The sequence below is a fragment of the Candidatus Mycolicibacterium alkanivorans genome (genome assembly GCF_022760805.1).
Classification (GTDB): Bacteria; Actinomycetota; Actinomycetes; order Mycobacteriales; family Mycobacteriaceae; genus Mycobacterium; species Mycobacterium alkanivorans.
In genome coordinates this window covers 1,308,526-1,327,860 of the sequence record NZ_JAIVFL010000001.1, presented here as the reverse complement: position 1 = coordinate 1,327,860, position 19,335 = coordinate 1,308,526, and the positions used below count along the sequence as shown (strand labels likewise).

The following is a 19,335-nucleotide window of genomic DNA, read 5'->3' as shown; positions in this document are numbered from 1 at the left end:
AACCGATAGGCTCGCCGGCTATGACGGTGTCGCGGCTGCAGCCCTATGCGGTGACGATTTTCGCCGAGATGTCGGCGCTCGCCGCACGCGTCGGTGCGGTGAATCTCGGCCAGGGCTTCCCGGACGAGGACGGTCCGGCAGGCATGCTCGAGGCGGCGCAGAAAGCGATCGCCGAGGGGGTCAACCAATACCCGCCGGGGCTGGGCATCGCCCCGTTGCGCGAGGCGATCGCCGCCCAACGCACGCGGCAGTACGGCGTGCAGTACGACCCGGAGACCGAAGTGCTGGTCACCGTCGGCGCCACGGAGGCGATCGCGGCCGCCGTCATAGGTCTGGTCGAACCGGGCTCGGAGGTGCTGCTGGTCGAGCCGTTCTACGACTCCTACTCCCCCGTCATCGCGATGGCCGGCTCGCAACGCGTCCCGGTGCCACTGGTGCCCGACGGCCGCGGCTTCGCCCTCGACATCGACGCGCTTCGCGCCGCGGTGACGCCCCGGACCAGGGCGCTCATCGTCAACTCACCGCACAACCCGACGGGCATGGTGCTCTCGGATCACGACCTGCGTGCCCTGGCCGCGCTGGCTGTCGAGGCCGACCTGCTGGTGATCACCGACGAGGTCTACGAACACCTGGTCTACGACGACCAGAAGCACATGCCGGTGGCCACCTACCCCGGCATGGCCGAGCGCACCGTGACGATCTCGAGTGCGGCCAAGATGTTCAACTGCACCGGCTGGAAGATCGGCTGGGCCTGTGGAGCGCCGGATCTGATCGCCGGGGTGCGCGCAGCCAAGCAGTACCTCAGCTATGTGGGAGGCGCACCTTTCCAGCCCGCGGTCGCCTACGCGCTGAACTTCGAGGAAGCGTGGGTGGGCGCGCTGCGCGATTCACTGCAGGCCAAGCGCGACCGGCTGGCCGCGGCGTTGACCGAATTAGGCTTCGGGGTGCACGACAGCGCGGGCACCTACTTCCTGTGCGCCGACCCGCGACCGCTGGGCTACTCTGACAGCACCGCGTTCTGCGCGAAGCTGCCGGGGCGGGCCGGGGTGGCGGCGATCCCGATGTCGGCGTTCTGCGATCCGGCGTCCCCACATATCGGGGCGTGGAAACACTTGGTGCGCTTCGCTTTCTGCAAGCGCGACGACACCCTTGACGAGGCGATCCGGCGGCTCGGCGCGCTACAGGGCGGCCGCGACCTCCCATAGCGCCTCCTTCGGCGCGGGAATCCCCGGCAGCGGGCTGAGCACGAGCTCGCTCGCGCCCGCGGCGAGATAGGATCGCAGCTGCTCGAGCACCGACTCGGCGGGCCCGATGGCCGCGAGGTCGGCGACGTTGTCGACCCCTTCCCTGGCGATCACCTTCCGGTAGGAGGGGATTGTCGCGTAGAAGCCGAGCGCCGCCTCCGCGGCTTCCCGTGCGGTGTCCACGTCGTCGGTGACCAGCACCGGGACCGCGGCGATGACCTGCGGCTGGGGGCGCCCGGCCTCGGCGGCCGCCCGCGAGATCGCGGGGACGATGAACTCGCGGATAGTGCGCGGACCGGCCAGATAGGGCAGCGTTCCGTCCGCCAGCTCGCCAGTGACCGCGAGCGCCTTGGGTCCCATGGCGGCCACGTAGATCGGGATCGGTGTTCCGCCGGGCACTCGCGTCGGCCACTCCGGACTCGCAGTGAACCGGGAGCCGTGGAAATCGACTGAGCCACTGTCGAATATCGAACGCAGCACGGTGAGGTGCTCGCGCAGTCGGTCGCCGGTGTTGGGCCACGACTGCCCGAACGCCGCCCGTTCGGGTCCATGCGCCCCGAGACCCAGGCCCAGGGTGAAGCCGCCGTGACTGGCGGCCTGCGCGGTCTGTGCCAGCGACGCCATGATCAGTGGGTGGCGCGGATTGATCGGCACCACGCAGGTGCCCACGCCCAGGCCGGGAACCGCCGCCCCGACCAACCCAGCCAGCGAAATGGCATCGAGGTCGAACTGCTGGGCGAACCACACCTGGCGAACTCCGCCCGCATACGCGCCGCGGGCCTGATTGATGACATCGTCGACGGCGTTCTCGGCGTCGGCGTTGGGCGAGATCACTGCTCCGGTCGTCATACCGGGGGCAACGCCAGCCGGCACGGCCCGAATTCCGAACTATTCCGGGTGACTCTAACTGTTGCCGCCCGAGCAGCGCACCGCCGCTGCGACTTCACGTCGAGGTCGACAACCCGCTTGCCGCGGTGGAACAGGTCGAAGCGGACCTTGGTCTTGTCGCCCTGCCGCGTGAGCGTGTACTTGGCGTCCTGGCATCTCAGCTGGCCGCGCGGGTCCGTGCCGGGCGGGACGTAGATCTCGTCGCTTTCGCACCCGCGGTACTCCTGTCTGACCCCGGAGTAGGCCACAGCGATCGCGGACATCACGGCGGTGCCCGACGTGCGACGGCTCCGTGACCTGCCGGCACCAGAGCAGTGCAGTCCATGGAGTTCGTATCTCAGCTGATGATCTCGACCGGGCACCGTATGCCTGGGGCCCGTGCAACACGGCGATCTGCGGTTACCAGGACAACTTCCAGCGCTTCGGCCAGCGCTACGTATGCAGCGTCATAGGCCGTGACCGACGCACGCAATTCCCAACAACGCGCCAGCAATGGCCGGTGCGCGGCGCGCTTCATCGGCAGTTCGGCCAGATCCAGCAGCGCGAGTTCCGCGCGCCGCGGGACCATGGAGCGGGCCCTCACCTGTCGACGCAACACCGACACGATCTCGAGGTCGATCAACTCCGGAGCGACAAGCGTCTGCCCGCTGAGAACCTCTCGCACCTTGACGCCATCTGGACCGTCATCAGCCAAAGCAACCGCCACGACGCTGGCGTCAACGACGATCACGATCGTCTCGGATCGCGTCGGCTGCTGCCGACAACGACAACGCCCCACCCGTTCTGTTAGCGGCCCGCTCCAGCACCTCGTCCACGGTTGGCGCGGCCGCTTCTTCAATCAACCTGCTACGCAAGTACTCCTGCAGCGACTGATGTGCACGCGCCGCACGCTGCCGCAACACCGCATGGGTCTCCTCTGGAACGTCTTTGATCTGCACACTCGGCATGGCGCCATTATGGCGCCAATGGCGCCATAATGCAAGTTCGCAGCGCGCTGGCTGGTGACCTCAGGCCAGTCAGGCCGGACTGGCGCCTTACGCAGACCCGGCGAGCGGGTGAAATCGGCGTCGTGGCCACCTGCGGACTCGATGAGCAGATCCGGCTCTATCGTCTGGCCGGGAAGCACGCGACCCGGCGAACGCGTGGGACATCCCCGCGCTCGGGTCGGGGCGACGGCCAAGTGGTGCTCCTGGCTCTCACCGCGCGCTGGACTGCCGGCCGGCTACTCGGTGGTGTGACCGCTACGGACGGACCGCCCGCTGCGCGACCCCGTGCCTGACCAGGTGCTCGATCAGCGGTGCCGCCCCGGCGGCCAGATGGTCCGACATCGCGGCGCGGGCATCGTCTCCGTCGTGGGCCTGCAGCGCCGCAAAGATGCGTCGGTGGTCGGCGACCGACCGGTCCGGCCATCCTTCGATCGCGGGGAACACCGACTCCGGTGCGTACCGGGTGATCTGCGACATCAGCTGGGCCAGCTTCGGTGAGTCTGCGGCCACGTTGATGGCGCGGTGGAATTCGTGGTTGAGCCGCACTGCCCGATCGCCGTCGTCGGCGTTGTAGGCGGCAGTCAGTTGGTGGTGGATGTCGGCCAGTTCGTGAAGTTGTTCGTCGGTGATGTTCAGCGCTGCCCGGGCCGCCAGTTCGCCGCCGACGTGTGCTTGCAGGTTGGAGACATCGGTGATGTCGCGGTCCGTGAACGGCAGCACGACGAAGCCGCGCCGCGGCAGCTGGTCCAGCAGCCCTTCGCCGCGCAGCTCGAACAGCGCCTCGCGTACCGGCGTCACACTGACACCCAGCTCGGCCGCCAGCTGGTCGAGCCGAATGTACTCACCGGCGGGATAGGTGCCGTTGAAGATTCGCCAGCGGACGAAGCGCGCCACATCCTCGGCCAGCTGCGGCCGCGGGGCGAAATCCGGTGCGCTCATGTCAGATCCGATAGTCGGCCAGCAGCCGCTTGCTGATGATGTTCTTCTGGATCTCGCTGGTGCCTTCCCCGATGAGCAGGAACGGCGCGTCCCGCATCAGGCGCTCGATCTCGTACTCCTTGGAGTAGCCGTAGCCGCCGTGGATCCGGAAGCTCTGCTGGGTGACCTCCGAGCAGAACTCGCTGGCCAGATATTTCGCCATTCCGGCGGCCACGTCGTTGCGCTCACCGGAGTCCTTCAGCCGAGCGGCGTTGACCATCATCAGATGTGCGGCTTCGACTTTGGTGGCCATCTCGGCGAGCTGGAAGGCGATGGCCTGGTGCTCGGCGATGGGCTTGCCGAAGGTGCTGCGCTGCTGGGCATAGCGGACGGCGAGCTCGAACGCCCGGATCCCGACGCCACACGCACGGGCGGCGACGTTGACGCGGCCGACCTCGACACCGTCCATCATCTGGAAGAAGCCTTGTCCCGGCTTGGCGCCCAGGACATCGTCGGCGCTGGCGCGGTAGCCGTCGAAGATCATCTCGGTTGTATCGATCCCCTTGTAGCCGAGCTTGTCGATCTTGCCGGGAATGGTCAGCCCTGGCGCGACTTCGCCGAAGCCGGAGGGCTTTTCGACCAGGAACGCGGTCAGGTTGCGGTGCGGCTTGTCCGCGCCCTCGTCGGTGCGCACCAGCGCGGCCACCAGCGTGGAGCTTCCGCCGTTGGTCAGCCACATCTTCTGGCCGTCGATGGTGTAGGTGCCGTCGCCGTTGTCGCGGGCACGGGTGCGGATCGCGGCGACGTCGGAGCCGAGTTCGGGTTCGGACATCGAGAACGCACCGCGGGTCTCGCCGGTGGCCATCCGCGGCAGGAAGCGTTGCTTCTGTTCGTCGGTGCCGTGCTGGCGGATCATGTAGGCCACGATGAAGTGGGTGTTGATCACCCCGGAGATACTCATCCAGCCGCGAGCCAGTTCTTCGACGCACAGCGCGTAGGTCAGCAGTGACTCGCCGAGCCCGCCGTACTCCTCGGGCACCATCAGCCCGAACAATCCCATCTCGCGCATCTGGTCGACGATGGCCTGCGGGTAGGTGTCGGAGTGCTCGAGTTCCTGGGCGTTCGGGATGATCTCCTTGTCGACGAATTGCCGCACAGTGGAGATGATCTCGGTCTGGAACTCGGTCAGCCCGAGCGTCTGCGCAAGTCTGGTCACGTGGTCACCCTTTCGAACACGGCGGCCAAGCCCTGGCCCCCGCCGATGCACATCGGCTCAAGTCCGTAGCCCGCTGGTGCGAGGCGACGGCCAGCTCATCCTGTTCCTCGCGGGAGATACCGTACTCGCGACGCAGGTTCTCGGCGGTCTCGAGCATGCCGCCCGGCGATCTCGGCGGTCCTCATCAGAGGTACCGTCCCCCGGTGACCTCCAGCACCGTGCCCGTCATGTACGACGAGAGATCCGAGGCCAAGAACAGCGCGACGTTGGCCACCTCCGAGGGCTCGCCGGCGCGGCCCATCGGAACCTCCGCGACCTTGGAGTCCCAAATACGTTGCGGCATAGCCTCGGTCATCGCCGAGCGGATGAGCCCGGGCTGGATGGCGTTGACCCGCACGCCCAGGTGCGCCAGTTCCTTGGAGGCGGCTTTGGTCATGCCCACGATCCCGGCCTTGGCCGCCGAGTAGTTGGTCTGGCCGATCATGCCGACCTTGCCGGAGATCGACGACATGTTCACGATTGCGCCACTCTTCTGCTCCCGCATGATCGACGCGGCCTTCTTCAGCCCGTTCCAGGTGCCCTTCAGGTGGACCGAGATGACCTGATCGAACTCGTCCTCGGTCATCTTGCGCAGGGTCGCATCGCGGGTGATGCCGGCGTTGTTGACCATGATGTCGAACCGGCCGAACTCGCCCAGCGCTGCGTCCACCAGGGCGTCGACGTCGGCATAGGCCGTCACGTCGCACTTCACCGCGCGGGCGACATCAGTACCGCCGAGCGTCTCCACCGCCGCTTTGGTGGCGTCCGGGTTGACGTCACCAAGAATGACGCGGGCGCCTTCGAAGATGAAGCGTTCGGCTATGGCATAGCCCAAACCCTGCGCTCCACCTGTGATGACCGCGGTCTGACCGGCCAGCAACGACATCTGAGCTCCCATTTCGTTCGGCGGACCCGAGAATCGGTCAACATGATATTTCATATAGGATCGCGTCCATCCACCGCCCCCCAGACAAGGAGAGCCCTGATGTCCGACGTCAACGCCGACGACTTCCGCGAGATCCTGGCTCAGACCCGGCACTTCGTGCGCACCGCGGTGGTGCCGCGTGAGGCAGAGATCGTCGCCGAGGACAAGGTTCCCGACGATCTGCGCGACCAGGCCAAGAAGATGGGGCTGTTCGGCTACGCGATCCCGCAGGAGTGGGGCGGGTTGGGCCTCGACATCACCCAGGACGTCGAGTTGGCGATGGAGCTCGGCTACACCTGCCTGGCGCTGCGGTCGATGTTCGGCACCAACAACGGCATCGCCGGGCAGGTGCTCGTCGGCTTCGGTACCGACGAGCAGAAGGCGCGTTGGCTCGAGCCGATCGCCTCCGGTGACGTGGTGGCGTCGTTCGCATTGACCGAGCCGGGGGCCGGGTCCAACCCGTCCGGATTGAAGACGAAAGCCGTTGCCGACGACAATGATTGGGTGATCAACGGCCGCAAGCAGTACATCACCAACGCCCCGGTGGCCGATCTGTTCATCGTGTTCGCCCGTACCCGGCCCGCTGACGCCGAGGGCCCGGGCATCGCCGTGTTCCTGGTGCCGGCGAACACGCCCGGTGTCGAGGTGGGTCCGAAGGACGCCAAGATGGGACAGGAGGGAGCGTGGACGTCGGATGTGAACTTCACCGATGTCCGCGTCGGCAGCGACACGTTGATCGGCGGTAGCGAGGACATTGGCTACCGGGCGGCGATGACGTCGCTGGCGCGCGGGCGCATCCACATCGCGGCACTGGCGGTGGGATCGGCGCAGCGCGCACTGGACGAGTCGGTGGCGTATGCGGCGACCGCCACCCAGGGTGGCGCGCCGATCGGGAGTTTCCAACTGGTGCAGGCGATGCTGGCTGACCAGCAGACCGGAGTGATGGCCGGCCGCGCGCTGGTGCGCGACGCCGCACAGAAGTGGCTGCATGACGAGGACCGCCGGATCGCCCCCTCGGCGGCCAAACTGTTTTGCACCGAAATGGCAGGCAAGGTGGCTGATCTCGCGGTCCAGGTGCACGGTGGGGCCGGCTACATGCGCGGTGTGCCGGTGGAACGGATCTACCGGGAGGTGCGGCTGCTGCGACTCTATGAGGGCACCAGCGAGATCCAACGCCTGATCGTCGGCGGTGGACTGGTCAAAGAAGCGCAGCGCAACCAGTGAGGCTCGCCGGCAAGGCGGCCTTCAGCACCGGTGTTGCCGTCGAAGCGCTGCTCTACGTGGACAGGCTGTGTTCGGCGACCGCAATACTGTGCTTTACACGGCAACCCTGCAGCGCGCCACCAACTGGCCGACGCCGCTCTCGACTTGAAGTCCGCTCTCGACGGTCTATATGAAGCACGGGACCAGCTGCTGAAAGCCGCTGGCGCCGAACGCGTTACTTACGATTAGCGTCGGGCAATTGTCAGTGTGGCGCAGTAGATTCCCGCTATGATGACCTACCTGCTGAGCCACTGACGGCAACCCGCGTGGCGGTCGGGATCAATGAGAAGACGGGCAAGCGCCGTCGGCGAGAAGTCCGGCGGCGTCGGCGCCTACGCGACGAGCGCATAGCCCGACGCCTCACCGTGCCTTCGTAACTTTCGTAACTTTGCTACGCTGGGCCCAGTTCCGAAGGTGGGGCGAAAGGATAGTGAGACCCATGAGCACCACCGCCGCGGAGGTCGTCAGCCCGGTTCCGGCCGATGCCGATGGGCTTGCCAATGTCCTCAGCTTCATCCAGGCGCACGAGGCGCGTCCCGGGACCTCCCCAGAGCCCGCCTTCTTCCTGTCCGGCGCGGGCGAACATGACCGCGTCGAACTGACCGAGCAGCTTCACGAGATCCTCAAGCGTGTCGTCCACGCCCTCAGCCACGGCCAGTCGGTCAGCATCCTGACTCGCGACCAGGAAATCTCCACCCAGCAGGCCGCCGAACTCCTCGGCCTGAGCCGCCCCACGGTGGTTCGCCTCATCGCGGACGGCGAGTTGCACGCGCACGTGCCCGGCGCGGTCCGGCGCAAGCTCCGACTTGCCGATGTCCTTGCCTACCGCGAGGAGCTTCGCGCCCGGCGCAACCGGTTCATCACCGAGAGCTCAGCGGAGTTCGCCGACGCCGACGCCGACGCCGACGCCGACGAGGTCACCGAGTTGCTCGCCGAGGCGAAACGCAAGCGTTGACCTATCCGCCGCGTCTGAAAGACTCGCCCCTGTGTATCGCGCCGTCCTCGACACCTGCGCCCTTGTGCCGAGCCTTCGGCGTGACTTTCTGCTGCAGCTGCCCACCGAGGAGGCGTACGCGCCCGCGCGGGGGTCCGGGATTCTCTTCGAGCTGGATTACGTACTCGGCGGCCTGCACGACAAACGCGGGATCAGCGATAGCCCTAGTCGCCGACAGTCCTGACTGACCAGCGAGCAGGCTGAGAACCTTCGTTGAAGGCGCACGAAGAAGTGTAGCGATGGCCGCTCGGATCGGACATTGGCGTGGGTGGATCGGTCACTATGGCGCACCGCATCCCGACCCGACTGCTCTCAGCACGGGTGATCCACTGGTGGCCAGGGCCGGGATCGAACCGGCGACCTTCCGCTTTTCAGGCGGACGGGATAGCCACTGACCTGCGGTTTATCTGAGTCTATGCGTCGTATGCGCCGCATTGAGCTGCGCTGACGTATTCAGTCTGTCCGACGAACGGACATAAACCGGACACGGTGCTTGCGCTCCTGACCAGGAGCTTCAGTGCTGCCGTTTGCGTTGTGGGCGGCCTCGGAGGCTCCGGGGAGCAGGCATCCCGATGCCCAGATTCGCACCATCAGCCACCGTCTCGACACCACCGGCGGACGGCTCATCGGCACCTGATGGACCGCCATTCGGGCTCGGTTCCGCGGGTGCCGCGGTGGACGGGAGGTCGCGAGCGCCCGAGGCCGCCAGGCCGCAGGGCGGAAGAGCGCCAGCGGTCGGCCGTACGTCGACCGAGGCACCCGGCCTCAACCCGGCCGCGGCCGGCGGGCTTGTTATATGTGCCGAAAATGTCCGCGAATCGATCGGTGACGGGACCGCGACCGGCGAGCTGCGGGCGGTCGATGCGTTGGGTCTTCGGTTCCCGAGTCCCGAGATGGTCGCCGCCGCTGCGGCGTTGTTCGAGCCTGCGGCTCCGTGGGCATCAGGTCCTGCGCGTCGCGGGGTCGAGCCGGAATCCGGACGGTTTCGCATCACCGTCGGTCCTGGTGTTGTGCGACTGAGCTGGACCAATCCTGTTCGTGCCGAGAAGACCGCCGAACGGGCCTTTGGACATCACCAACGTGACGTTGACGATGCAGAGCTTCGAGTCAAGAACGATCTGGCTGCCGGGGACGATCATCGGGCTACGGAAAATGACCAGCGCAGTTCCGGCGGTGTCATCACCGAATGGTCCCGGAAATCACGATCCTCGATGTGCCGCACCTTCGCCGAACTCGACTACAGCCCACTTGTCGAATCCGGCCGCGTGCCTGCGATGGTCACGCTCACCTACCCCGGGGATTGGGAAGTCGTCGCCCCCGACGGGGCCAGCGTGAAGCGGCACATGGTGCTGTGGCGCAAGCGCTTTCAACGCGAGTACGGCGAGCCGGCTCGCTACATCTGGAAGCTGGAGTTTCAGCGACGCGGCGCTCCGCATATCCACCTGTGGATGGCGCCACCAATGTCACCGGGGCGCTCAGGTCAGAGCTTCGCGCGTTGGTTGTCCGAAACCTGGGTTCAAGTTGTCGACCATCCTGACGCCGAGCAGAAGGCACGGCACCGCCTCGCCGGCACGGCGATCGACGTGCGCAACGGACTACGGGCCTGCGATCCGAAACGGTTGGCCATCTACTTCACCAAGCACTCGTCGCCAAACCTGCAAGGCGACAAGGAATACCAGCACATCGTGCCCGAAGTGTGGCGGCGGCCCGGGCGCGGGCCAGGTCGGTTCTGGGGCGTGTACGGACTGAACAAGGCGGTCGCCGTCGTGGAAGTGCCCCAGGACGCCTACCTGGCTGCGCGTCGCATCGTGCGGCGGTGGTCACGCAACCAGGCGGTGTACGGCGATTCCGCTAGCCGCTTCCCCACCGCCGTTGTGCCGCGCACGGCCACGCGCCTGGTTCCACGCGTCGACCACAACACCGGCGTCGTCGTGCATCGGCGGATGCGGCGACGACGGAGCCTGTGCAATCGAGGCGGCCTCGCCGGCGGATACGCACTGGTCAACCACGGGCCGGCCTTCGCGTCGCAGCTCGCGACAGCTTTGAACCTCGGCTGAGCATCCGAACTAGCGCCTAGTTGGATCCCAAGGAGATTGGTTGGCACGGAAAACGGCAGGTGGAGACCCTTCTGGGCCCGACACCCCCGAATCATCCGACGCCAAGTGTCGGATGGCGCTGGGACCGTACCATCAGAGACACATTATTTACCGGCGACGGAGGGGAGGCGAAATGGCTGGGCTGGGCGAACACATCACCGCGATGGTTCGAAATCACGCAGCGGGCGACGATGCAGCCTTCTATTCCGTGGCACTCCAGATCGCCGCGCGAGAAGCCCGCCAAGGACACCACGTACTTGCCGCGAACATCAAAAAGGCAGTGGACTCGTCGCGCGAACGTGCACCGTTGGCCAACGTCACCACCCTTCCTCGAGTCCGCGGTGATCTGGCTGGTCTCGTCGAGGTCTCGAATCCGCAGGTCAAACTACGAGAACTCGTTGCCCCGGCCGAGCGCATCGCCCAGATCAAGCAGATCCTTGCAGAGCAGCGTCAGCGAAAGAACCTTCTCGAACACGGCTTCGCGCCGTCACACCGTTTGCTTCTAGAAGGTCCGCCCGGCACAGGGAAGACAATGACGGCGTCGGTGCTTGCGACCGAGCTCTCCTTACCGATGTACACCGTGCGTCTCGATGGCTTGCTGAGCAAGTTCATGGGCGAAACAGCCTCAAAGTTACGTGTCGTGTTCGACGCTGTGGCTGCTGAGCGCGCCGTCTATCTTTTCGACGAGTTCGATGCGTTGGGCGCGGATCGTTCCGGAAACGATGTCGGCGAGGCCCGCCGGATACTCAACTCGTTTCTTGTCTTCCTTGAGAACTCAAGCCCGGAGTCAATCGTCATCGCGGCCACGAATCACCGCGCGATCCTAGACAAGGCGTTGTTCCGCCGGTTCGACATGGTCCTCGACTACACGCTTCCGGATGCGCGTCAGGCCGTGACGGTCATGCGGGGACGGCTCGGCTCACTGGCTGCCAAGACAGATTTGACCAAACTCGGCAGGTACACCGACGGCCTAAGCCATGCTGATCTCGTCAAAGCTGCCGAGTCGGCGGCCAAAGCTGTGCTCATGCGTGGCGAAACACAGGTGGAGCGAGAGGACGTCATCGTGGCTCTGAAGGCTCGTCGATCGGCAACCCTTGGCTGAAGGGGGCGACTCGACAGCCGGGGGAGAACAGTACGACCATCTCTACGTTCAGGGATATTCGGGTTCTGAGGAGTTCCGTCGTTACGCCGACGGAGGTGGCGGCCCTAGCAAACGGCGCAAGGTCAATCGCGCTTCGCATGGAGCTGCCCTCAACGGTGAGCTCGAAGAGTCATTCACCGCCTCTGAGGCCGCGCGCGTGGCCACCGAGTTCACCGACGACGAGCTAGGGGCGCAGGGCACAATCGTCGTGCTTGAGGGGGAAGGTGCCGCTTATCCGCTAAAACTTGATTCCCTCAACAGCCTGACCAGGCACCAGAAGGTACCCAAACAGCCGAGGTGGCTACTCCTTTCAGTGCGGCCGGCGACGGAGACAGAACCCGAGCGAGCGACGGTGTGGGTTTCGGACAAACACCGCGCAGCATTCATGAAGCTCTTCGAGGACTATCTCGCCGAGAACACGAAGAAAGGCAATCCCAAAAACCAAGACCTGGTTGCCAACATCTCACGCATCCGTTCCGCAGTCCTGGATGACCTGTGGACGTCGGAGGGAGAGCCGCCTCGACATGGCCGGCACTGGTGGGAACTCTGGCTGGACACGGCCAGCGCGCACGTGGACATTATCCGTGGCTACGCTGTCGCACACGAACTTCGGATACAGTCGCGGTCGTTCCGATTTCGTGACCGCGCTGTTTTTTGGATTGAAGCTAGTTGGGCCGAGCTCCAACCATTGCCTTTCACCGCTGTGCCCGTAGCAGAAATTCGACGGCCCGAATTCATCGAAACAATCGAGGACCTCTCAACCGCTGAGCAGGGAGAATACGTTTCCGAACTTGCCGAGCGCCTTAGTGCGGCCGACGATGACGCGCCGGCCGTCTGCCATCTCGACACCGGGGTGTTTCGCAACCATGTACTTCTCGCCGCGTCGTTAGACCAGTCTGACCTGCACACTGTCATCGGCACTTCCGGCACCGACATGAACCCTTACGGACACGGCACATCTATGGCCGGCATCGCGCTGTTTGGAGACCTCGATGCCGCGCTACAGAGTGCCGAACCGATCCGACTGCGCCATCGCCTCGAATCGGTTCGTATGGAACCAGGACCCGATGAAGCGAGTTTGGATCCGCTGGACGACGGGAGCGCCACAGTCCAGGCCGTTGCGCTGCCGGAGATCACGGCCGATCGCCCGCGGGTGTTCGCACTGACGCTCAGCGCCGAGCCGGACAATCCAGGTGAGCCCACACTGTGGTCGGCTGCGATCGACGCCTTGGCGGTGGGCACTGACTCCGATCGCGACGGTGACCAGTTTCGACTGATCTCGTTACCGGACGCTGACGCTTCCCGGCTGATCGTTGTTGCGGCGGGCAATGTCGACGCCTACGTCGGTGATCACCTCACCAACTCGGACCTGTCTGCTATCGAAGACCCCGCACAAGCATGGAACGCTTTGACGGTTGGCGCCTACACCGAAATGACAGAGACTCCCCAGCATCCCCAGTACGCCGGTTGGAAACCTCTCGCCGAGCCCGGAGAACTGTCGCCACATAGCCGGACATCGATGTTGTTCAAGCACCGGAAGACACCGATAAAGCCGGATATCTGCATGGAGGGCGGAAATGTCCTCACCGACGGCGGGCAGATGTTCGAGGACAAACTGCCGATCCTCTCCCTGCGCTCCACCAGTAATACGAGTGACATTGCCCTGACCTCTGCAAATGCCACAAGCGCCGCCGCTGCCCAAGCCGCGCGTCTCGCCGTGCTGGCTATGGACAGATACCCCGCCTACTGGCCGGAGTCCATCCGGGGATTGTTGACCCACGAGGCGGACTGGACGCCCGCGATGGATCGGAGGATCCATCCCCCTCAGGGGAAGAAGAAGCGCCTCGAACAACTACGGCGTTACGGCTGGGGTGCGCCGAAGGAGGATGCGGTGCTGAATTCTTCAACGCGGGCAGTCACTCTCGTCACTCAAGACCAGTTCGTCCCGTTCGAAGGCGCGGACTTCCACATGAGGCAGTTCCGGCTCCACACCTTGCCATGGCCGCGCGAGGCGCTTGAGGAACTCGGCGCCGCGGATGTGCGGTTGCGAATCACCCTGTCTTACTTCATCGAGCCCTCAGCTTCGCGTCGGGGCTGGCGAAATCGGTATGCGTACGCTTCACACTCGCTGCGTTTCGACCTTCAGGGCCAAGTCGAGACCCGTCAGGAATTCATAAACCGCATCAATCGCGATGCGCAAGTACAGGAAGACGGAGGAGCCGGCGGAGCAACGACAACTGACCGATGGCTCCTCGGTGAGCAGCAACGCAACCTTGGGTCGCTCCACCAGGACGAGTGGACTGGATCCGGGAGTGAGCTGGCGCGCTGCAACTCAGTCGCTGTATTCCCAGTCGGGGGTTGGTGGAAGAACAACGGCCGGAGCGATCGGAAGGATCTTCCAGTCCGGTACGCGCTCATTCTGTCGTTGAGAACAGCGGAACTAGGGATAGACCTTTACACCCCGATCGCTACACAGCTGCAGATCCCGATCGAAACCGAGATCACCGCGACATAGCCCCTCGCCCAGTATTTTTCGGCCGAATGCGTACGCCCTAAGAACTTCAGATCGGTGGGCTTTGGGCGTTGCTAGAGTCGATTCGGCAGTCGTAGCGTCGGGCTATGAACGCTCCGTCACCGTTACTCCACTCACTTCCAAGGCGCCAACCAGTCTTGCGTCGATGGATCCTCACCGCCTTACACAAGTTCGATCAACGGACAATCAAAGACTGGGTTGGTCTCATGCGCGATCACCTCCGCCGGCCCGGCAACGCCACCGCAATCACGACCGCCAGATATACAAGCGACGTCATCGAATACCTTGAAGCCCTTCAGGAAGCAACCGAGGCGCTTTCCACGCTGGGCGACCCCGTGTCCCGCTCACAGTTGGCGGATGCCGCCCGTGACTTGAGTCAGGTACTTCGGAAGTTTTACGGAGCACGAGTGATTCTGATGAGAGTTGCTGGCCTGCAACCCTTTAACTACACAGACTGACTCCCCTTTCAGTCTGCCACCATAAGTGCCGACGGTCACGTAATTCCTCAGGGGTTGCCGTCACGTAATTCCCCGTGTTCGGGCGCTGCTGCTGGGCCGGTGGTGCGACGGCTTGTCAGGTGGTGGCTGGCCGTGGTCGTTTCCGGGGTCGGTAGGGCGGTCCGTCCATGAGGACTCGATGGCTGGTGTTGATCAGCGGTCGTGCAGTGTCCCTAGACGTTGGGCGTGGGGGACAACGATCGAGTGCAGTCCATGTCGATGAGGGTCAGTGTCGCAGGGTTACGACACAATGGTTGGGTGACAGGGGTGACATCGGATGCGTTCGCGTCGACTCGCCCCCTCGGGGGTGACGTCTCGAAAGCGAGCGCGAACATGAGCAAAGCGTCGGGACGGTCCCAGCGTCTGGCGGGAGGGGACTCGACCTGCAGAATGGAGAGCGCCGCGCCTCCGCCAGTGACTCCCCGCGGTGTGGACGGGAGAGACCGATGACGCAAGCGATCGTTGAGGAGCAGGCGGTAAAGTCCCGTCACCGAGTGAAGACCTACGGTGAGGTTTTCACGCCCCGTCACATGGTCCACCGGATGCTCGACCTGGTTCGAGACGAGTTGGAAGCCGGCCCGGATTTCGTCGACAAGACCTTCCTTGAGCCCTCGGCCGGTCACGGCAACTTCCTTGTCGCCATCCTGCAACGGAAACTCAGCGCGATCGAGAAGCGGTACCCGCCGAAGACATGGGCCGAGGAGTCCCTGTTCGCTTTGGCGTCGATCTACGGCATCGAGTTGTTGGAGGACAACCACCGAGACGCCAAGCAGGCCATGCTAAAGGAGTTCGTGCGCTTCCACACCAGCCACGACGTTCCGTGCCGTACGACCACGAACCTATGGCGAGCTGCGGCATTTCTTATCGACACCAACATCGTTCGCGGCGACACCCTCACAGGCCTGACCTGGCTTGGTGAGGAGCTCCAGTTTTCGTGGTGGAACCGGATCGTCGGGGCCGCCGCGATGGTTCAGCGCGAGCCGTTCAAATTTGCCGCGCTGCGCGAGGACAGCATGATTGACTTCACCGCCTACGACACTTTCGCGGAGTGCCCGATCGACCAGATTCATGAGCAAGCGAGGATCGGTGGCTAGTCCGGATATCAGAACGTTCCGCGAGATCGTTCCGCTCATCTATTCCTGGAAAACCCCCGACGTTCCCAAGTACGACGGCTGGGAAAAAATCGGCTACACCGAGCAGGCCAGCGCAGACACGCGCGTCGCCCAGCAGGCCAGCCAAATGTCCATCAGGAAGGAGATCGTCTGGTCCCGTCGTGCGATGTACATGACGGAAGCCGGCGGACGATTCACGGACACAGACTTCCACGCCTACCTCAAGCAGCAACGCGTTGAACGCGAGATCAGCCCGCGGACAGAGTGGCATAACTTCGCGACGGCCCCTAAGACGTCGAAGGAGTATTTCAACGACTTCGCAGGCCAGGACTTCACCCAATTTCGAAGCGACAGCGTGGAGGACGACTACGTCCTTCGTCCCGAGCAGCAGGCGGCCGTGGATCAGGCCGTCGACGCCTTCCAGGAAGGGAAGGCCGAGGTGCTGTGGAACGCCAAACCCCGGTTCGGCAAGACGCTGACGGCCTACGAGCTGATGCGGACCCTGGACGTCCGCACGGTGCTGATCGTCACCAACCGCCCGGCGATCGCGAACTCCTGGTACGACGACTTCGCGCGCTTTATCGCCCACCAGACCACCTTTCGATTTGTGTCCGAGTCACCTTCCCTGGCCGGTCGTTCTCCAATGACGCGCGAGCAGTGGCGCGCTTACTCCGCCAACCATCAGGATGATCATCCGCGCATCGTCGAGTTCATTTCACTGCAAGACCTGAAGGGTTCGCAGTACTTCGGCGGCTCCTATGACAAGCTCCAACACATCGCTCAGGTCGACTGGGACCTGCTGGTAATCGACGAGGCCCACGAAGGCATCGTCACCACCAAGACGGACGTCGCGTTCGATCAGATCAAGCGGCAGCGGACGCTGCACCTGTCGGGCACGCCATTCAAGGCGCTGGCGTCGGGCAGGTTCGGCCCAGACCAGATTTTCAACTGGACCTACGAGGACGAACAGGTTGCCCGCCATCAGTGGGAAGACGACGCTCGGGAGAATCCCTACGCGGCACTGCCGACGCTCAACCTGCTGACCTACCAGATCTCCCGGATGATTACCGACCGCCTATCCGAGGGCGTCGCCATCGATGAAGACGAGGCCAACATCGACTTCGCTTTCGATCTCAACGAGTTCTTCGCGACAAAGGAGACCGGGTTTTTCGAGCACGAAACCGATGTGATCAAGTTCCTCAACTGCATGACCACCAACGACAAATACCCGTTCTCAACGCCCGCACTCCGAGAGGAGATCCGTCACTCCTTCTGGCTGCTCAACCGCGTCGCGTCAGCCAAGGCGCTGCAGCGGTTGCTGAAGAATCACGAGGTCTTCAAGGACTACACCGTCATCCTGGCTGCAGGTGACGGGCGCTCCTACGACGACAATGACCCGGTCGCCGTAGGCAAGTCGCTGGAGAAGGTCCGAAAGGCGATCGGCGATGCAGAGAAGACTGGTGGCAAGACCATCACCCTGTCAGTCGGCCAGCTGACCACCGGTGTCACGGTGCCCGAATGGACAGCGGTGATAATGCTCTCCAACCTCTCGTCGCCGGCTGCGTATATGCAAGCGGCGTTCCGGGCGCAAAACCCCTGCACCTTCGAGCGTGCCGGGCAGGTGTTCCAGAAGCAGAACGCCTACATATTTGACTTCGCACCGGAGCGCACACTCACGATTTTCGACGCTTTCGCGAATAACTTGAACCCGAATCCCTCAGGCGACCTGGTCGTTCGGCAGCAGAACATCCGCCGGCTGCTCAACTTCTTCCCCGTGCTGGGAGAAGACTCCGCGGGTCGGATGATCGAACTGGACGCCTCCCAGGTACTGACCTTCCCGCAAGTCTTCAAAGCCCGCGAGGTCGTACGACGCGGGTTCCTATCGAACCTGCTGTTCGCGAATGTCGCCGGGATCTTCCGCTACTCCGAACACGTCACGAAGATCCTCGACAAATTGCCCTCCGCCAAGCAAGGCAAGGTCTCCACCGGGCAAGGCATCGAGATCCCCCACCCACCGCCCGTCACCGACCCAAACGGGAACGTCCAGGTCGACGTAGAGACAGTCATCAATTCCAAAGTCGCCGAGCTCGGTAAACCCGTATATAGCTCCGAGGACATCGCGACTGTCGAACCCGATACACCCGCGTACACGGCAGCGAGTCAGATCGCGAAGTCGGTCATTGAGCAGAGCCGCGAGAAGCGTCAGGAGTTGAAGGAAACATACGGGCTCACGGCCAAGGAGGTCGAGCGCGATGAGAAGCGGACCGAACAATCCGTGAAGGACCAAGTTGAGCGCGCCTACACCGAATACAACATCGCCAGCAAGCACCTCGATAACGAACTGAAAAACGCGGCCACCGAGGCTGAGGCCCAGGCCGTTGAGGCCAAGAAGGCTGAGAAGGACGAAGCGTTCAAGAAGGGCATCCTCGACATCGTCGACGGAACGATGGAATCGATTGTGCCAGAGGTGGTTACGCGCGAGGAGACAAGGAAGGAGCAAAAGCGCGCAAATCAGGCGATGGAGGACGCACGGTCGCACCTACGAGGCTTCGCGCGAACGATTCCAATGTTTCTCATGGCATATGGCGACGTTGGTATCCGGCTCTCAAACTTCGACGACTACACCCCCGATGACGTGTTCGAGGAGATCACAGGGATCACCGAAGCCGAGTTTCGCCTCTTACGCGACGGTCAGGAAGTAACCGACGAGAACGGCGTTGTAGCGATGATCCCGGGGTTGTTCGACGAAGCCGTCTTTGATGAGGCCATCCGCGAGTTCCTGGACAAGAAGGCGGCTCTTGCGGACTACTTTGACGATGCGCAGACCGAGGACATCTTCGCCTACATCCCGCAGCAGAAGACGTCGCTTGTCTTCACCCCGTCGCCAGTCGTGAAGATGATGGTCGACACCCTCGAGACTGAGGACCCGGACGTTTTTACCGACCCCACAAAGACTTTCGCGGACCTGTTCTCCACGGCCGGGCTGTTCTTGATGGAGCTCGTGCGGCGCCTGGACACCGGCCTTGCCAGTGTCTTCCCGGATCAGGATGTCAGGCTACGGCACATCCTGACTTCTCAGATCTTCGAGATGAGTCACAACGCGATCCTGCATCGCATCACCATCGAGGCCGTCTCCGGCGGAGTGTCGGAACGAAAGGCGTGGATCGAGGAGTCCGGTCACTTCAGGATCGGAGACCTGGCCCGGATGAGCAAGGCGGAACGGCAGAAGACGGTCGACGACATGCTGACGGGAGGCAACTGACATGAGCAAGAAGTTCGACGTCGTCATCGGCAACCCGCCCTTCCGTAGAATGTCGGTGTGTTGTGGCAGGTTCTGTTGCTGTGGAACAACACGACGACGGCTCCCGCTGGAGGCTGTGTTGGGCGCGGCAGCCTAGCCGGTCGCACACCGCGAGGTCCGATGTCCTTGCAGACTTCCCGGATCTAGCCGAGCGTGAGGCTGCGCTCGGAATACGTCCCGGG

Annotated in this window: 17 protein-coding genes, 1 tRNA gene and 1 pseudogene; 9 read left to right on the top strand and 10 right to left on the bottom strand. The window is 63.8% G+C overall.

What is annotated here, in order from left to right:
* The first annotated feature begins 20 nt into the window (after window positions 1-20).
* Window positions 21-1,205, top strand: coding sequence for a pyridoxal phosphate-dependent aminotransferase (locus K9U37_RS06580; protein ID WP_243071016.1), 1,185 nt, complete (start codon window positions 21-23; stop codon window positions 1,203-1,205).
* On the opposite strand, the gene K9U37_RS06575 is transcribed toward K9U37_RS06580, so the two are convergent.
* The 8 genes and pseudogenes from K9U37_RS06575 to fabG all read right to left on the bottom strand — a co-directional run bounded on the left by K9U37_RS06575 (window position 1,179) and on the right by fabG (window position 6,177).
* The gene (locus K9U37_RS06575) at window positions 1,179-2,093 is read right to left on the bottom strand and encodes an LLM class F420-dependent oxidoreductase (protein ID WP_243071015.1); all 915 of its coding nucleotides are present in this window, start codon (window positions 2,091-2,093) and stop codon (window positions 1,179-1,181) included. The two genes, K9U37_RS06580 and K9U37_RS06575, sit on opposite strands and share 27 nt — an antisense overlap.
* Window positions 2,090-2,395 (bottom strand): hypothetical protein, encoded by a 306-nt coding sequence (locus tag K9U37_RS06570; RefSeq protein WP_243071014.1) that lies wholly within the window; start codon window positions 2,393-2,395, stop codon window positions 2,090-2,092. Before K9U37_RS06570 ends, K9U37_RS06575 begins: the two co-directional genes overlap by 4 nt.
* A gap of 74 nt (window positions 2,396-2,469) precedes the next feature.
* Window positions 2,470-2,862: a type II toxin-antitoxin system VapC family toxin gene (locus K9U37_RS06565; protein WP_243071013.1), complete on the bottom strand. Its 393-nt coding sequence runs from the start codon at window positions 2,860-2,862 to the stop codon at window positions 2,470-2,472.
* Window positions 2,849-3,079 carry a FitA-like ribbon-helix-helix domain-containing protein gene (locus K9U37_RS06560; protein ID WP_243071012.1) on the bottom strand — a complete coding sequence of 77 codons (231 nt, stop codon included), beginning with the start codon at window positions 3,077-3,079 and terminating at the stop codon, window positions 2,849-2,851. Before K9U37_RS06560 ends, K9U37_RS06565 begins: the two co-directional genes overlap by 14 nt.
* Window positions 3,080-3,373: 294 nt before the next feature.
* On the bottom strand, window positions 3,374-4,057 hold the full coding sequence (locus K9U37_RS06555; protein WP_243071011.1) for a GntR family transcriptional regulator: 684 nt from the start codon (window positions 4,055-4,057) through the stop codon (window positions 3,374-3,376).
* 1 nt (window position 4,058) lies between these two features.
* Window positions 4,059-5,252 carry an acyl-CoA dehydrogenase family protein gene (locus tag K9U37_RS06550; RefSeq protein ID WP_243071010.1) on the bottom strand — a complete coding sequence of 398 codons (1,194 nt, stop codon included), beginning with the start codon at window positions 5,250-5,252 and terminating at the stop codon, window positions 4,059-4,061.
* A 67-nt stretch (window positions 5,253-5,319) separates the two neighbouring features.
* Window positions 5,320-5,418, bottom strand: a pseudogene (locus K9U37_RS06545) (thiolase family protein); the annotation flags it as partial.
* 18 nt (window positions 5,419-5,436) lie between these two features.
* A complete protein-coding gene (gene fabG / locus K9U37_RS06540) occupies window positions 5,437-6,177 on the bottom strand; it encodes a 3-oxoacyl-ACP reductase FabG (RefSeq protein WP_243071009.1) in 741 nt (246 codons plus the stop codon).
* Window positions 6,178-6,276: 99 nt separating this feature from the next.
* On the opposite strand from fabG, the gene K9U37_RS06535 reads away from it, so the two are divergent.
* Together K9U37_RS06535 and K9U37_RS06530 are read left to right on the top strand one after the other, a co-directional pair.
* Window positions 6,277-7,440, top strand: coding sequence for an acyl-CoA dehydrogenase family protein (locus K9U37_RS06535; RefSeq protein ID WP_243071008.1), 1,164 nt, complete (start codon window positions 6,277-6,279; stop codon window positions 7,438-7,440).
* Between the two features lie 478 nt (window positions 7,441-7,918).
* Window positions 7,919-8,434, top strand: coding sequence for a helix-turn-helix domain-containing protein (locus K9U37_RS06530; RefSeq protein ID WP_243071007.1), 516 nt, complete (start codon window positions 7,919-7,921; stop codon window positions 8,432-8,434).
* A gap of 369 nt (window positions 8,435-8,803) precedes the next feature.
* Here K9U37_RS06530 and K9U37_RS06525 read toward each other — a convergent pair.
* Together K9U37_RS06525 and K9U37_RS06520 are read right to left on the bottom strand one after the other, a co-directional pair.
* Window positions 8,804-8,871: transfer RNA gene (locus K9U37_RS06525), tRNA-Phe, on the bottom strand.
* Between the two features lie 543 nt (window positions 8,872-9,414).
* On the bottom strand, window positions 9,415-9,612 hold the full coding sequence (locus K9U37_RS06520; RefSeq protein ID WP_243071006.1) for a hypothetical protein: 198 nt from the start codon (window positions 9,610-9,612) through the stop codon (window positions 9,415-9,417).
* Between the two features lie 72 nt (window positions 9,613-9,684).
* Here K9U37_RS06520 and K9U37_RS06515 point away from each other — a divergent pair, with 72 nt between their 5' ends.
* The 6 genes from K9U37_RS06515 (at window position 9,685) to K9U37_RS06490 (ending at window position 19,114) form a co-directional block, all read left to right on the top strand.
* Window positions 9,685-10,530, top strand: a complete 846-nt coding sequence (locus tag K9U37_RS06515; RefSeq protein ID WP_243071005.1) for a rolling circle replication-associated protein — start codon at window positions 9,685-9,687, stop codon at window positions 10,528-10,530.
* A gap of 172 nt (window positions 10,531-10,702) precedes the next feature.
* Window positions 10,703-11,671, top strand: a complete 969-nt coding sequence (locus K9U37_RS06510) for an AAA family ATPase (RefSeq protein ID WP_243071004.1) — start codon at window positions 10,703-10,705, stop codon at window positions 11,669-11,671.
* Window positions 11,664-14,225, top strand: coding sequence for a S8 family peptidase (locus tag K9U37_RS06505; RefSeq protein ID WP_243071003.1), 2,562 nt, complete (start codon window positions 11,664-11,666; stop codon window positions 14,223-14,225). Before K9U37_RS06510 ends, K9U37_RS06505 begins: the two co-directional genes overlap by 8 nt.
* Window positions 14,226-14,449: 224 nt before the next feature.
* Entirely contained in the window at window positions 14,450-14,701 is a 252-nt protein-coding gene (locus tag K9U37_RS06500; protein WP_243071002.1) for a hypothetical protein, read from the top strand.
* 485 nt (window positions 14,702-15,186) lie between these two features.
* On the top strand, window positions 15,187-15,834 hold the full coding sequence (locus K9U37_RS06495; protein WP_243071001.1) for a DNA methyltransferase family protein: 648 nt from the start codon (window positions 15,187-15,189) through the stop codon (window positions 15,832-15,834).
* Window positions 15,827-19,114, top strand: a complete 3,288-nt coding sequence (locus K9U37_RS06490) for a DEAD/DEAH box helicase family protein (protein ID WP_243071000.1) — start codon at window positions 15,827-15,829, stop codon at window positions 19,112-19,114. The genes K9U37_RS06495 and K9U37_RS06490 overlap by 8 nt, the downstream gene beginning before the upstream one ends.
* Window positions 19,115-19,335: the final 221 nt, after the last annotated feature.

What these genes read in the sequence shown, in the direction of transcription:
- K9U37_RS06555 (WP_243071011.1), bottom strand. Translation starts at nt 4,057, where the DNA reads ATGAGCGCACCGGATTTCGCCCCGCGGCCGCAGCTGGCCGAGGATGTG.
- fabG (WP_243071009.1), bottom strand. Translation starts at nt 6,177, where the DNA reads ATGTCGTTGCTGGCCGGTCAGACCGCGGTCATCACAGGTGGAGCGCAG.
- K9U37_RS06520 (WP_243071006.1), bottom strand. Translation starts at nt 9,612, where the DNA reads ATGATCGTCCCCGGCAGCCAGATCGTTCTTGACTCGAAGCTCTGCATC.
- K9U37_RS06575 (WP_243071015.1), bottom strand. Translation starts at nt 2,093, where the DNA reads ATGACGACCGGAGCAGTGATCTCGCCCAACGCCGACGCCGAGAACGCC.
- K9U37_RS06495 (WP_243071001.1), top strand. Translation starts at nt 15,187, where the DNA reads ATGACGCAAGCGATCGTTGAGGAGCAGGCGGTAAAGTCCCGTCACCGA.
- K9U37_RS06515 (WP_243071005.1), top strand. Translation starts at nt 9,685, where the DNA reads ATGTGCCGCACCTTCGCCGAACTCGACTACAGCCCACTTGTCGAATCC.
- K9U37_RS06580 (WP_243071016.1), top strand. Translation starts at nt 21, where the DNA reads ATGACGGTGTCGCGGCTGCAGCCCTATGCGGTGACGATTTTCGCCGAG.
- K9U37_RS06570 (WP_243071014.1), bottom strand. Translation starts at nt 2,395, where the DNA reads ATGTCCGCGATCGCTGTGGCCTACTCCGGGGTCAGACAGGAGTACCGC.
- K9U37_RS06510 (WP_243071004.1), top strand. Translation starts at nt 10,703, where the DNA reads ATGGCTGGGCTGGGCGAACACATCACCGCGATGGTTCGAAATCACGCA.
- K9U37_RS06560 (WP_243071012.1), bottom strand. Translation starts at nt 3,079, where the DNA reads ATGCCGAGTGTGCAGATCAAAGACGTTCCAGAGGAGACCCATGCGGTG.
- K9U37_RS06535 (WP_243071008.1), top strand. Translation starts at nt 6,277, where the DNA reads ATGTCCGACGTCAACGCCGACGACTTCCGCGAGATCCTGGCTCAGACC.
- K9U37_RS06530 (WP_243071007.1), top strand. Translation starts at nt 7,919, where the DNA reads ATGAGCACCACCGCCGCGGAGGTCGTCAGCCCGGTTCCGGCCGATGCC.
- K9U37_RS06500 (WP_243071002.1), top strand. Translation starts at nt 14,450, where the DNA reads ATGCGCGATCACCTCCGCCGGCCCGGCAACGCCACCGCAATCACGACC.